Here is a 13628-nt window from a genome sequence, read left to right as displayed (position 1 = left end):
CCGCACGCCGCCGCCTGGCCAGCCTCCCAGCTATCCACACCAGATGAAACCCCATGCAAGCACACACTGAATCACCACCCGGCGCGCGCACCAGCACCGGCAGCTGGGCGCGCCAGGATCTGAGCGCCTACCAGGCCGCCAACGCGATCGCCGACGTGCTGAAGGCCGCGGGCGTCGCCCAGATCTTCGGCCAAAGCTGTCCGACGGCCCTGTTCCTGGCCGCCGATGCGATCGGTATCCGCCAGATCGGCTACCGGACGGAGAACGCGGGCGCGGCGATGGCCGACGGCGCGGCTCGCGTCGGACGCCAGCTGACCGTGATCACGGCGCAGAACGGCCCGGCCGCGGCCTTGCTGGTCGCCGGCTTCTCCGAGGCGACCAAGGCGTCCGTGCCCATCCTGGCCATCGTGCAGGAGGTGCCGCGCGCCAACGCGGACAAGAACGCATTCCAGGAGCTGGACCACGTCCAGCTATTCGCATCCTGCGCGAAATGGGTACGCCGGATCGACGTGGCCGAACGCGCCGCGGAGTACACCGAGCGCGCGATACGTATCGCGACATCCGGCCGGCCCGGTCCGGTGGTGCTGCTGGTATCGCAGGACGTCCTGACCACGGCCTGCCCGCAGGCGCGGCCGGTGGCGCAGGACAGCGACGAGCCGCTGGGCCGCTTCCCGCTGGACCGGACGGTTCCGGTGGCAGGCCGCCTGGCGCAGCTTGCCCAGCGCCTGCTTGACGCGAAGCGGCCCCTGGTCGTGGCTGGAGGCGGCGTCCATCTTTCGGGCGCCTGCGACGCCCTGGCCCGGCTGCAGTCCCTGGCCGGCCTGCCCGTGGCCACCACCAATATGGGCAAGGGCGCGATCGACGAAACGCATCCGCTCTCCCTGGGGGTGATCGGCAACGCCATGGGCACGCGCAGTCCAGCCAAGCATTTCATGGATTACGTCCGAAGCGCCGACTTCGTGCTGTTCGTCGGCACCCGCACCAACGAGAACGGCACGGCGTCGTGGTCGCTGTTTCCCGAGCAGGCGCAATATGCCCAGATCGACATCGACAGCGAGGAAGTCGGCCGCAATTACGGGGCCATGCGCTTTGCCGGCGACGCCGCCGCCACGCTGCAGGCGCTTGGCGATGCCCTGCAGGGGCGCGGCCAGGCCGTTGCGGCGCGCAGAATGGCCGAGCTGGCGCCGGCATTCGAAGCCTGCCGCCAGGCCCACCGCGCCGAACTCGCGCCCTACGCGCAGAGCGACGCCTCGCCCATGCGGCCGGAACGGATCATGGCGGAGTTGCGCGCAAGCCATGGCGACATCATCTGGGTCGCCGATGCCAGCTACTCGTCCATCTGGCTTGCCCAGTTCATCCCTTGCACCGAGGCGGGAACGCGATTCGTCACGCCGCGTGGCATCGCCGGCCTGGGATGGGGCGTCCCGATGGCGATCGGCGCCAAGATCGCCCGGCCCGGCGCCCGCGTGATTTGCCTGACCGGCGACGGCGGCTTCGCCCACTGCTGGGCCGAACTGGAAACGGCTCGCCGGCACGAGGTGCCCCTCACGATCGTGGTGCTCAACAACGGCGTGCTCGGGTTCCAGATCAACGCCGAAGAAAGCCGTTTCGGCACCCATACCGACGTTTGCCACTTCGGCGCCATCGATCACGTCGCGATCGCCAAGGCATGCGGCTGCGATGGCGCCAGCGTGAGCGACGCCGCTTCGCTGCGGCAAGCCATGGCGGCGGCCGAACGCAGCCCGGTCCCGTTCGTGATCGACGTGAAAACCGAGCCCTCGGCCTTTCCGCCGATATCGGCGTTCGAATCCCAGCTCCGGCCCCTCGGCGGCGAGACGCCATGACGCCGCGCGAACAGCCCCGGTTCCGCGGCAAGCGGGCGCTCGTGACGGGCGCGGGCGCCGGCATAGGCCGCGCCATCGCCCTGGCGCTGGCCAAGGACGGCGCCCATGTCTGCGTGCTGGATGCCGACCATGCGGCCGCCGACGAAACGGCGGCGATGGTGCGCCAGCTGGGCGCGGAAGCGGCGACTATCGTGCACGACATGGGATGCGCATCCGTCGTGGCGTCGATCGCATCGATGCAGGATGGCTTCGGCGCCTTCGATCTGCTGGTCAATAACGCGGGCATCTCGCCCAAGCAGCCGGACGGCCGCAAGCGCATGATCTGGGAAACCCCGCCCGAGGAGTGGCAGCGCGTCATCCAGGTCAATCTTGGCGGCTACTTTTTCGCGCTGCGCGCGGTGTTGCCGGGGATGGTCGAACGGCGCGCCGGGGCGGTCGTGAACATCGCCTCGCTGGCGGGCCTGCGCTATTCCTCGATTGCCGGCGCGTCGTACGCCACCGCCAAGAACGCAGTCGTCGGCCTGACCCGGCAGGCCGCCGGCGAAGTGGCCGAATTCGGCATCCGCATCAACTGCGTCGCCCCAGGACGCATCGAGACCGCGATGGCCTCGGTGGCCGGCGGCGAGTTCAACGAGACGATCCGCGCAAGCACCCCGCTGCGGCGCCTGGGCCAGCCTGCCGACATCGCCGACGCCGTGCTGTTCCTGCTTTCCGAGCAGGCCGGCTTCATCACCGGCGAAACCTTGCCGGTGACCGGCGGACGGGGGCTGTGACCCGCCCGCTCAGCCCGCCCGTTCCAGCAGCAGATGCGCTGCACCATCGAACGCCACGTCGGAATACCCGCGAAAGCCAAGCCGCTCGGCCAGGCGCAGCGAGGGAAGGTTCGAACGCGCTATCAACGCCACCACGCGCTGGCGTCCGCTTGATCGATCGTGGTGCGCGAGAAGCGCCTGCATTGCCTCCGCCGCCAGTCCCCTGCCCTGATGGGCGCTGGCGACGGCCCAGGCGGCCTCCGGATGGTTGTCGAAACCGGGCCCGAGGCCGCGGCGCCGGAATTGGAAACCGGCCTCGCCGCGCATCTCGCCGCTGACCGGATCCAGCAGGTAGTAGAAGCCGCAAGCATACGCGTCCCACATTCCCTGCCGCGCGCAAAGGCGCAACCATGCCTGGTCCTCGGTGAGATCGCGATGCCCGGCTTCATCGCGCTGCCGCTCCATCGCGAACCATTGATCGAAGCGGGCCATCGATTGCGGCTCCAGCACCAGCCGGTCTGTTTTCAGCACTTGCCGCATATTCGTCATGTCTTCCGCCCGGGTGGCTCGATGGCAAACACCTGAAATCGTAGAGCATTTCCGCGCCATGCCAAAAAAAACCGGCGCAATGCGCCGGCTTTCCCTGCTGCGCGGCTGCGCTCAATACTTGATATTGAACGACAGCACCGCGGCGCGGCCCGTGCCCAGCGCCGCGTAGTGCGCCGCGTAGGCCTTGGTGTAGTACGTCTTGTCGAAGATGTTCATCACGTTGAGCTGCGCGGTCAGGTGGTCGTTGAACTCGTACGCGGCCATGGCGTCGAAGCGCCAGTACGACGGTACCCAGCGCGCCTTCGGTGTGCCGTCGGCATTGCGCCCGTTGTCCGCGTTGCCATATACCTTGTCCACGTAATAGGCGCCGCCGCCCACGGTCAGCTGAGGCACCAGCTTGTAGGTGGCCCACAGGCTGAAGGCATTGCGCGGCGTGTTGGGCAGGTCCTGGCCCACCGCGCCGCTGTTGTAGGCGCCCTCGACCAGTTCGCTGTCCATGAAGGTATAGCCGCCGTAGACGTTCCACTTGGGCGTGATGCTGCCGGAGAAGCCCAGTTCGATGCCGCGCACCTTGGCCTTGCCGATCTGCTCCGTTTCGGTCGCCGACACGGCCACGCTGGTGTTCTTGCGGATGTCCTGGAACAACGCGCCCGACAGGGTCAGGCGGTCGTCGAACAATTGCCACTTGGTGCCGACCTCGACGGTGCGGCTTTTCTCCGGCGCCAGCGACTCGTTGCTCACCGTCACGGCGTCGCTCACGTTCGAGCCGGCGACGGCCGACGGCGTCGACGAGGTGCCATACGAGGCGTAGATCGTGCCGTTGGGCACCGGCTTGTAGGCCAGGCCCAGCTGGTAATTGAACAGATTGTCTTCGCGGCTGGTGCTGTAGAACGCCGGCGTGCTGGCGGGATCGTTGCGGCCGCGGGCGATATTGCTGCCGCTTACGCGGTAATTGTCCCAACGCAGCCCGACGCTGGCCTGCCATTGCTCGTTGAACTTGATCGTGTCGAAGCCGTAGAGCGCGATCGTGTCGGTGGAATAGCGGGCCGGGTTGTCGTTGCGCGACAGGTGGCCGGGATAATAGTCATGCGGATCCGGATCCCACAGCGAGGTGCACAAGGCCGGATTGCTGGCATCGTTGGCGCCCACCTTGCAAGGCATCGCGCCCTTGGCGATGGTCTGGGTATACGAGTCCTTGTCCTGCTTGATGTTGCTGTACTCGAAGCCCACGTCGAACGAGTGCTGCAGGCTGCCCGTCTCGAATTCGCCGCTCAGGTCGGTCTGGTTGGTGAACGTCTTGTTGGTGTAGTAGCCCGCCTTCAGCGCCCGGTACACCAGCCCGTTGGGCACGTTGCCCTTGCTGTCATCCGGATTGGTGGCGGCGTAGTCGGTCACCGAGCGCCCGTAGCGGGTGACGTTGCGCAGGCGCAGCTTGCTGCTGAAATCGTGATCGATGGCCAGCGTGGCCACGTCGTCGCGCGACTTCATGAAGTCGCGGCCGGTCAGGCCGTAGAAATTCTTGCGGCTGACGCCCTGGGTCTCGGTGACCGGCTGCCCCGACTTCGGATCGTACGGGATCGCGTAATCGGGCATGCTGTCATCCTGGTAGTGGTAGTACCCCAGGGTGATGCGGGTGGGCGTGCCCACGCCCAGTTGCAGGGTGGGCGCCACGCCCCAGCGGCTGAAATCGACCGCATGGTCGCGGCCCGGCACGTCGCCCTTGTTGCCCATCAGGTTCAGGCGGAAGGCGGCGTTGTCGCCCAGCAGCCAGTTGCCGTCGGCGGTGGCGCGGTAATTGCTGTCGGTGCCGATCTGCACCGAGCCCTCGGCGAAGTCGCGCGCCTTCGGCGTCTTGCTGACCAGGTTGATGCTGCCGCCGGCTCCGCCGCGGCCGGAGTAGACCGAATCAGGCCCCTTGATGATCTCGACCTGCTCCAGGTTGAACGTATCGCGTATCTGGGTGCTGGGGTCGCGCACGCCGTCGACGAAGATGCTGCCCGCCGCATTCTGGCCCCGGATGATGGGCAGGTCGCCGCCGGCGCGCCCGCCCTCGCCGGCGCCCATGGTGATGCCCGGCGAGTTGCGCAGCACGTCCTGCAGATTGGTGGCGGCCTGGTCCTGGATGACCTGCTGCGGCACGACCTGCACGGTCCTGGGCGTATCCAGCAAGGGCGCCGTCATCTTGGACGACTGGACGGTGGTGGCCTGATAGGGGGACGCTTCGCCCTCTACCTGCACCGGCGCCAATTGGGTAACGCCCGCGCTGGTCTGTGCCTGAGCACCGGGCATCAGGCACAGGGCCGGCACCGCAATGGCGGCGGCCAGCGAGTTGGCGAGCGTGCTCGCTGAATACGAGTCCAGGGATTTCAACGGCTTCTCCATAAAAATCTGAATAACAACGATTCTTGTTCTTTAAATCGACTGCGATTCTCGTCTGTTTACCTGACCCAAACCTGAATATTCCTACGGTGTCACATTTCTGCCACAGCCCTTTCCGCGCTCCGAGCCCCCATTCGGACAGGGAAAATCCAGCCGGAAATGAAAAACGGCCCCCTTGCGGGAGGCCGTCGGAACGGCGGGGTTGCAGCCCGGATCAGTAGCTCAGCTTGAACGTCAGCATGGCGGACCGCCCCGGGCCCAGCGCCGCGTAATGGCTGCGGTAGGTCTTGGCGTAATAGGTCTTGTCGAGCAGGTTGTAGACGTTCAACTGGGCCGTAAGGTGCTTGTTAAGCTGGTACGCCGCCATGGCGTCGAAGCGCCAGTACGCCGGCACCCAGCGCGCCTTGGGCGTGCCGTCCTTGTTGTAGCCGGCATCTGCGTTGCCATAGACCTTGCTGCGATAGAACGCGCCGGCCCCCACGGTCAGTTCCGGCAGCAGCTTGTAGGTGCTCCAGATGCTGAATGCGTGCCGGGGCGCGCTGGGCAGCGGCTGGCCTTGCGCCCCGCTCTTATGGCTGGCCCTGACCAGCTTGCTGTCGAGCAGCGCGTAGCCGCCGTAGACGTCCCAGCGCGGCGTCAGGCTGCCCGCCACGCCCAGCTCCATGCCGGTGACGCGGCTCTTGCCGGCTGGTGCGCGCAGGCCTTCGGCGACTTCGATGCTGGTGTTCTTGCGCGTCTCGCGGAACATGGCGCCCGTCACCAGCAGCCGCCGGTCCAGCACCTGCCACTTGGTCCCGATCTCGATCGCCTCGCTGCGCTCCGGCTTGAGCTGCTGGCTTGTGCCGGAGATGCTGTCCGCCGGGGCGTAGTCGGACACGGCCGACGGCGTGGACGCCGTGCCGTAACTCGCATACACCGAGCCGTCCGGACGAGGCTTGTAGACCAGGCCGAGCTGGTAGTTGAACAGGTTGTCGGTGCGCGCGGCACGCTCGTAGACGGGCGGCTTGGCGCCTCGTACCGGCAGGTTGCGTCCGCTGGTCTTGTAGTGGTCCCAGCGCAGGCCGAGATTCAGCTGCCACTGCTCGTCGAAGGCGATGGTGTCGAAACCGTACAGGGACAGGATGTCGGTGTGGTAGCGGGCCGGGTTATGGTTGCGCCGCACCGTTCCCGGGAAATCCACGTGCGGATCCGGATCCCGGAGCGAGGCGCACAGGGCGGGATTGTTGCCGTCCGTCACGGGCGAGCAAGGACTGGCGGCGTCGGGGATTTCTTGCTTGTAGCGGTCGCGACTGCGCCGGCTGGTGGCGAACTCCCCGCCCAGATCGAAGGTATGGCGCCACTGCCCCGTGTCGAATGTACCGCGCAGGTCGGTGCGGTTGGCGAAACTGTCGTTGACCTGGTAGCTGGCGCGCAGATTGCGGTACACCAGCCCCTTGGCCAGATCGGCGGTTTTCAGTTCGGGCATGGTGGTGATCTGCTCCACCGTGGCACGCGAGTAGCGCGCCAGGTTCTCCACCTTGAAGCCATTGGCGAGGTCGTGCTCCCATTTGACGGTGGCGGCGTAGTCCTCGGTATCGCCGGAGTCGCGCCGCACCAGGCCGTAGAAGTTGCGGCGGCTGACGCCGATGGTCTCGGTGATCGGCGTGCCGGTGCGCGGATCGTACGGAATCGAATAATCGGGAACCCGCCGGTGGCGATAGTGGTACAGGCCCAGCGTCACGCGGGTGGGGCCGCTCAGGCCCAGGCGCAGCGATGGCGCGATACCCACGCGGCTGAACTCGACCGCCTTGTCGCGGCCCGGCACGGTGCCCCTGGTGCCCAGCAGGTTGAGGCGCAGCGCCGTGTTCTCGCCCAGCACCCAGTTGCCGTCTATGGTGCCTCGGTAGGTCTCGGCCGTCCCGATGCCGGCCTGGACTTCGGTGAAATCCTGGTTCCTGGGCGTCTTGGTGACGAGGTTGATGCTTCCGCCGGCGCCGCCGCGCCCGGAAAATACCGAATCGGGCCCCTTGACGACGTCGACCTGTTCCAGGTTGAAGGTATCGCGCGATTGCGTGCTGGGATCGCGCAGGCCGTCGACAAAAAGGCTGCTGGCCGAATTCTGGCCGCGGATGAACGGCAGGTCGCTGGCCGGACGGCCGCCTTCGCCGGCGGTCATCGATATCCCTGGCGCATTGCGCAGTACCGCTTCGAGGTCGCTGGCCCCCTGGTCCTGGATGAGCCGCTCAGGGATGACCTGCACCGTGCGCGGCGTGTCCGCCAGGGGCGCGGTGAACTTGGGCGACTGGGCGCTTTCCGGTTGATAGGACGAGTACTCGCCCTCGACCGTGACGGATGGCAGCTGGACCGCCGTGGACGCGGCCTGCGCCGCCGGCAGCAGGCCCAACAGAGGCACTGCGATCGCAGCCGCGAGCGACTCGGGCATCGGATGGGAAGAGTAGAACTTCATGGGAATCCGCTATCGTCAACGAAACATGGAATGCGACGCCCACCCGCCAAGCGGATACGGCGCTGCGCCATGCTACGGACGACTGCCGCCGGCGCGGCCCCCTATCGGCCGCGCCGCCCCAAAACCAGATAGTCCCTATCCGCCGCCACCCTCGATCCTTCCTTGGTGACAGGACAAATCTCTCAGCATCCACGCCATCTGTGGCAAATCCAAGCGACACCTGCCCCTCGGAACACTGGCCGGCGTAGGCGAAAAAAAACCGCCTCATGGAGGCGGTATCGCTGAAGCGGCGCGGCGGATTCAAGCCCGGGCCGGGCGGCGCTTCTTGTAGAGATAGCGGTACACGAAGCCGGGATAGCCCAGGACCAGGAACAGGCTGAACGTAATGGCATAGAACTCCCAGGCCTGCGCAAAGCGGTTGCCCAGCTGCGCCTCGAAGGCGAAGCCGAGCAGCCCGACCACTGCGTACCAGACCAGCACTTCGCACAGCCTGAGCCAGAAAGGCTTGGGCGCATGAACGCCGGCCCGCTTGTACGGCAGCAGCGCGAACACCCGCTCGCTGAGAAACGGCAGATTGGCGCTGACCAGGGCCAGCGCAATCAACAGCCATACGGCGGCGGTCTGGTTCACGCTCCTGCCCCGGCCATCAGCCCAGCGACGCCTGGATCACCTGCACGCACAGCGCCATCAGGCCGCCCGGCAGAATGCCCAGCACCAGGATCAGCGCGCCGTTGAGCGACAGGATGCTGCGCTGGCCGGCCGTCACCGCCAAGGCGGCGGGCTGGTCGACCGGATCGTCGAAGTACACGACCTTGACCACGCGCAGGTAGTAGAAGGCGCCGATCAGCGAGAACATCACGGCGACGACCGCCAGCGCCACGTGGCCGGCCTCGACCAGCGCCTGCAGCACCGCCAGCTTGGCGTAGAAGCCCACCAGCGGCGGGATGCCGGCCAACGAGAACATCAGCAGCAAGACGATGGCGGCGTGCCACGGATTGCGCCGGTTCAAGCCCTTCAGGTCGTCGATCTGCTCGCATTCGAACCCCTGGCGCGCCAGCAGCAGGATGATGCCGAAGGTGCCCAGCGTGGTCAGCACGTAGGTCAGCATGTAGAACAGGGCCGCGCCATAGGCGGAGGCCGCCGCGTCGGGCTTGCCGTCGACCACGCCGGCCATCAGGCCCAGCAGCACGAAGCCGGTGTGCGAGATGGTCGAATAGGCCAGCATGCGCTTGAAGTTGGTCTGGACGATGGCGGTCAGGTTGCCGATCGCCAGCGACAGCACGGCCAGGATCATGAGCATCGGCTGCCAATCGGCCGCCAGCCCGTGCAGGCCGTCGACCAGCAGGCGCAGCGTGATGGCGAAGGCCGCCAGCTTGGGCGCGGCGCCCAGGATCAGCGTCACCGCCGTGGGCGAGCCCTGGTAGACGTCGGGCAGCCACATATGGAACGGCACGGCGCCCAGCTTGAAGGCCAGCCCGGAAACCAGGAACACCACGCCGAACACCAGCGGCAGCTGCTTGGCCTGGCCGGAGGCGATGACCTCGGCGATCTTCGCCAGGTCGAGGTGGCCGGTGGCGCCATACACCATCGACATGCCGTACAGCAGGAAGCCCGACGCCAGCGCGCCCAGCACGAAGTACTTCATGGCGGCTTCGGTGGCGACCTTGTCTTCGCGGCGCAGCGCGATCAGCGCGTACAGCGCCAGCGACATCAGTTCCAGGCCGAGGTAGATGCTGATCAGGTTGCCGGCCGAGATCATGACCATCTGGCCGAGCAAGGCGAACAGCGTCAGCACGTAGAGCTCGCCGCCGCGCTGCATCATGTCGCGCTGCTGCGCATAGATGCGGCCATACACCAGGGTCGCGGCGACTGCGATGTACGAGGCGACCTTGAGCAGGTGCGCCAGGCTGTCGGTCACGTACAGGCCATTGAAGGTCTGGCCCTGGACGCCGTCGCGCCATTGCAGCAGGGACACCACGGTCAGCGCCGCCAGCGTGGCCAGCGTCAGGACGAACGTGGTCTTGCGTTCAGGATGGGAACTGACCGCGTCGATGAGCAGGATGGCCAGCCCGAGAACCAGCAGCAGGATCTCCGGGGTCGCCAGGGCAAAATCGAGATGGGATTGCATCATTGTCCAGGTCTTACAGTTTCGAGACAGCCACGTGTTGCAGCAGGGCCTCGACCGAAACGTGCATCACGTCGGTAAAGGGCTTGGGGTAGATCCCCATGAACAACACGGCGATCGCCATGACGCCGAGAATCAGGAATTCCCGGCCGCTGAGGTCCGTCATTTCGCGCACGCGGTCGTTGCCGATGTCGCCGAAGGCAACGCGCTTGAGCATCCACAGCGAATACGACGCGCCCAGGATCAGCGCGGTGGCGGTCAGCAGGCCGATCCAGAAGTTGTATTCGACCGCGCCCATGATGACCAGGAACTCGCCCACGAAACCGCTGGTGGCCGGCAGGCCGCTGTTGGCCATCGAAAACAGCACGAAGAACGTGACGAAGCGGGGCATGACGTTGACCACGCCGCCGTAGTCGGCGATGCGGCGCGAGTGCATGCGGTCGTACAGCACGCCAATGCACAGGAACATGGCGCCCGAAACGAACCCGTGCGAAATCATCTGCACGATGGCCCCTTCGAGGCCGGCCGTGTTGAAGATGAAAAAGCCCAGCGTCACGAAGCCCATGTGGGCCACCGACGAATAGGCAACCAGCTTCTTCATGTCATCCTGGACGATGGCGACCAGGCCGATGTAGATGACCGCGATCAGCGACAGCGCGATCATCAGGCCGGCCAGGCCGTGCGAGGCGTCGGGCGCGATCGGCAGCGAAAAGCGCAGGAAACCGTAGGCGCCCAGCTTGAGCATGATGGCGGCCAGCACGACCGAACCGCCCGTCGGCGCCTCGACGTGCGCGTCGGGCAGCCAGGTATGCACCGGCCACATCGGCACCTTGACCGCGAAGGCGGCCAGCAGCGCGACGAAGATCAGCACCTGCGGCGTGTAGCCCAGCTTGGTCTGGTGCCAGGTCTGGATGTCGAACGAACCGCCCGACACGTTCCACAGGTAGACGAAGGCCACCAGCGTCAGCAGCGAGCCCAGCAGCGTGTACAGGAAGAACTTGAACGCCGCGTACACGCGGTTGGGTCCGCCCCACACGCCGATGATGATGTACATCGGGATCAGGGTCGCTTCGAAGAACACGTAGAACAGCATGCCGTCGAGCGCGGCGAACACGCCCACCATCAGGCCCGACAGGATCAGGAAGGCGGCCATGTACTGCGCCACGCGGCTGGTGATCACCTGCCAGCCGGCGCCCACCACGATGATGGTGATGAAGGCCGTCAGCAGCACGAACCACAGCGAGATGCCGTCGATGCCGAGATGGTAGTTGACGTTGAAGGCCTCGATCCAGGACGCCTTCTCGACGAACTGCATCTGCGCCGTACCGGCGTCGAAACCCGTATAGAGGGGAATCGTGACCAGGAAGCCCGCCAGCGCGCCGATCAGCGACAAGCCCCGCGTCAGGCCGGGACGGTCGTCGCGGCCCAGCGCCAGCACCAGCAGACCGAATACGATCGGAACAAAGATCGCAAGCGTAAGCCAGGGGAAGTTGTTGGATGCCATGTCGCTTGCCATCATTGGGGAATCAGCACAAAGAAAGTTACCAGCGCCATGATGCCGATGATCATCGCGAACGCGTAGTGATAGATGAAGCCGGACTGCAGATGGCGGCTGATCGCGGCCACCCAGCCCACCACGCGGGCGCTGCCGTTGACGAGCACGCCGTCGATGATGCCGCGGTCGCCGGTCTGCCACAGGCCGTAGCCCAGGCACCGCGCGCCACGGGCGATGATCTGCTCGTTGATCCAGTCGACGTAGTACTTGTTCTCGAGCAGCTTGTACACGCCCGAGAAGGTGGACTGGATCGCGGCCGGCACCCTCGGATTGATCAGGTAGCAGTACCAGGCGATGACGGCGCCGGCGACCACCAGCCAGAACGGCACGGTCTGCACGGAGTGCAGGCCGAAGGCCACCCAGCCGTGCCACTCGTGGCCCAGCTCGGCCATGGCCGGATGCTGCGGCAGCACCTTGATCACGCCGTCGAAGAACTTGCCGAACAGCATGGGTTCGACCACCCAGGCGCCGATCAGCACCGACGGGATGGCCAGCAGCACCAGCGGCAGCGTCACCACCCACGGCGACTCGTGCGGCGTGCCGCCGTGATGGCCGTGGTCGTCATGGTGCGCGTCGCCATGGTGGCCGTGGCCATGGGCGTCGAAACGCTCCTTGCCGTGGAACACCAGGAAATATACGCGGAACGAGTACAGCGAGGTGACGAACACGCCGATCAGCGTCGAGTAATAGGCGAAGCTGGCGCCCCACACGTTGGCCGCGCCCGCGGCCTCGATGATGTGTTCCTTCGAGTAGAAACCGGAGAAGAACGGCGTGCCGACCAGCGCCAGCGTGCCCAGCAGGAAGGTGATCCAGGTAATGGGCATGTACTTGCGCAGGCCGCCCATGTTGCGGATGTCCTGGTCATGGTGCATGCCGATGATGACCGAGCCCGCGCCCAGGAACAGCAGCGCCTTGAAGAAAGCGTGGGTCATCAGGTGGAAGATCGCCACCGAGTAGGCCGAGGCGCCCAGCGCGACGGTCATGTAGCCCAGTTGCGACAGCGTCGAGTACGCCACGACGCGCTTGATGTCGTTCTGGATGATGCCCAGGATGCCCAGGAACAGCGCGCCGATGGCGCCGATCACGATGACGAACGACAGCGCGGTGTCCGACAGCTCGAACAGCGGCGAAAAGCGCGCCACCATGAAGATGCCCGCCGTCACCATGGTGGCGGCGTGGATCAGGGCGGAAATCGGCGTCGGGCCTTCCATCGAATCCGGCAGCCAGGCATGCAGTGGCACCTGGGCCGACTTGCCCATCGCGCCGATGAACAGGCAGATGCAGGCGACCGTCAGCAGCATCCAGTCGGTGCCCGGCAGGGTTTCGCCGGCCAGCTTGTCGGCCTGGGCGAACACGTCGGCGTAATGCATGGTGCCGGCGTACGCGAACAGCAGGCCGATGCCCAGCACGAAGCCGAAGTCGCCGACCCGGTTGATCAGGAACGCCTTCATGTTGGCGAAGATCGCGGTCGGGCGGGTGTACCAGAAGCCGATCAGCAGATAGGACACCAGGCCCACGGCTTCCCAGCCGAAGAACAGCTGCACCATGTTGTTCGACATCACCAGCATCAGCATGGAGAACGTGAACAGCGAGATGTAGGCGAAGAAGCGCTGGTAGCCCGGATCGTCGGCCATGTAGCCGATGGTGTAGATGTGCACCATCAGCGAGACCGAGGTCACCACGACCATCATCATGGCCGACAGCGGATCGATCAGGAAACCGATTTCCAGCTTGGTCTGGCCGATCAGGCTCCAGGTATAGACCGTGCCGTCGTAGGTATGGCCGTCGAGCACGTCGCCCAGCACCACGAACGAGCCGATGGTGGAGATGAGCACGCCCAGGATGGTGATGACGTGCGAGCCGCGGCGGCCGATGGGACGGCCCAGGAATCCGGTGCCGAACAGGCCGGCGAGAATCGCGCCGACCAGCGGAGCCAGCGCGATGAGCAAGTAGAGATTGGGTGAGCTAGACATTTTCT

Annotated in this window: 9 protein-coding genes; 2 read left to right on the top strand and 7 right to left on the bottom strand. The window is 66.0% G+C overall.

Annotated features, from left to right (window positions below; translation table 11 throughout):
- Positions 1-53: 53 nt before the first annotated feature.
- Positions 54-1844, top strand: a complete 1791-nt coding sequence (locus tag EL288_RS05965; protein WP_003813904.1) for an acetolactate synthase catalytic subunit — start codon at positions 54-56, stop codon at positions 1842-1844.
- Complete coding sequence (locus EL288_RS05960) at positions 1841-2617, top strand: SDR family oxidoreductase (RefSeq protein WP_003813906.1); 777 nt, start codon at positions 1841-1843, stop codon at positions 2615-2617. The genes EL288_RS05965 and EL288_RS05960 overlap by 4 nt, the downstream gene beginning before the upstream one ends.
- Positions 2618-2626: 9 nt before the next feature.
- Here the strand turns inward: EL288_RS05960 and EL288_RS05955 are convergent, their stop codons facing one another.
- The 7 genes from EL288_RS05955 to nuoL all read right to left on the bottom strand — a co-directional run bounded on the left by EL288_RS05955 (position 2627) and on the right by nuoL (position 13623).
- Complete coding sequence (locus EL288_RS05955) at positions 2627-3145, bottom strand: GNAT family N-acetyltransferase (RefSeq protein ID WP_003813908.1); 519 nt, start codon at positions 3143-3145, stop codon at positions 2627-2629.
- 111 nt (positions 3146-3256) lie between these two features.
- A complete protein-coding gene (locus EL288_RS05950; protein WP_033458673.1) occupies positions 3257-5527 on the bottom strand; it encodes a TonB-dependent receptor in 2271 nt (756 codons plus the stop codon).
- A 211-nt stretch (positions 5528-5738) separates the two neighbouring features.
- A complete protein-coding gene (locus EL288_RS05945) occupies positions 5739-7970 on the bottom strand; it encodes a TonB-dependent receptor (protein WP_003813912.1) in 2232 nt (743 codons plus the stop codon).
- A gap of 300 nt (positions 7971-8270) precedes the next feature.
- Positions 8271-8600 carry a DUF2818 family protein gene (locus EL288_RS05940; protein ID WP_003813915.1) on the bottom strand — a complete coding sequence of 110 codons (330 nt, stop codon included), beginning with the start codon at positions 8598-8600 and terminating at the stop codon, positions 8271-8273.
- A gap of 16 nt (positions 8601-8616) precedes the next feature.
- Complete coding sequence (nuoN, locus tag EL288_RS05935) at positions 8617-10101, bottom strand: NADH-quinone oxidoreductase subunit NuoN (RefSeq protein ID WP_003821286.1); 1485 nt, start codon at positions 10099-10101, stop codon at positions 8617-8619.
- Positions 10102-10111: 10 nt separating this feature from the next.
- Positions 10112-11614, bottom strand: a complete 1503-nt coding sequence (locus EL288_RS05930; protein ID WP_003813918.1) for an NADH-quinone oxidoreductase subunit M — start codon at positions 11612-11614, stop codon at positions 10112-10114.
- On the bottom strand, positions 11611-13623 hold the full coding sequence (nuoL, locus tag EL288_RS05925) for an NADH-quinone oxidoreductase subunit L (RefSeq protein WP_003813919.1): 2013 nt from the start codon (positions 13621-13623) through the stop codon (positions 11611-11613). The genes EL288_RS05930 and nuoL overlap by 4 nt, the downstream gene beginning before the upstream one ends.
- Positions 13624-13628 lie beyond the last annotated feature (5 nt).

Origin of the sequence: Bordetella bronchiseptica (assembly GCF_900636925.1) — a bacterium.
Taxonomy (GTDB): Bacteria; Pseudomonadota; Gammaproteobacteria; order Burkholderiales; family Burkholderiaceae_B; genus Bordetella; species Bordetella pertussis.
This window is presented reverse-complemented; position numbering and strand designations above follow the sequence as displayed.

Excerpts from the sequence above, each read along its gene's own strand:
- EL288_RS05965 (WP_003813904.1), top strand. The coding sequence starts at position 54 with ATGCAAGCACACACTGAATCACCACCCGGCGCGCGCACCAGCACCGGC.
- EL288_RS05960 (WP_003813906.1), top strand. The coding sequence starts at position 1,841 with ATGACGCCGCGCGAACAGCCCCGGTTCCGCGGCAAGCGGGCGCTCGTG.
- EL288_RS05955 (WP_003813908.1), bottom strand. The coding sequence starts at position 3,145 with ATGACGAATATGCGGCAAGTGCTGAAAACAGACCGGCTGGTGCTGGAG.
- EL288_RS05950 (WP_033458673.1), bottom strand. The coding sequence starts at position 5,527 with ATGGAGAAGCCGTTGAAATCCCTGGACTCGTATTCAGCGAGCACGCTC.
- EL288_RS05945 (WP_003813912.1), bottom strand. The coding sequence starts at position 7,970 with ATGAAGTTCTACTCTTCCCATCCGATGCCCGAGTCGCTCGCGGCTGCG.
- nuoN (WP_003821286.1), bottom strand. The coding sequence starts at position 10,101 with ATGATGCAATCCCATCTCGATTTTGCCCTGGCGACCCCGGAGATCCTG.
- EL288_RS05930 (WP_003813918.1), bottom strand. The coding sequence starts at position 11,614 with ATGATGGCAAGCGACATGGCATCCAACAACTTCCCCTGGCTTACGCTT.
- nuoL (WP_003813919.1), bottom strand. The coding sequence starts at position 13,623 with ATGTCTAGCTCACCCAATCTCTACTTGCTCATCGCGCTGGCTCCGCTG.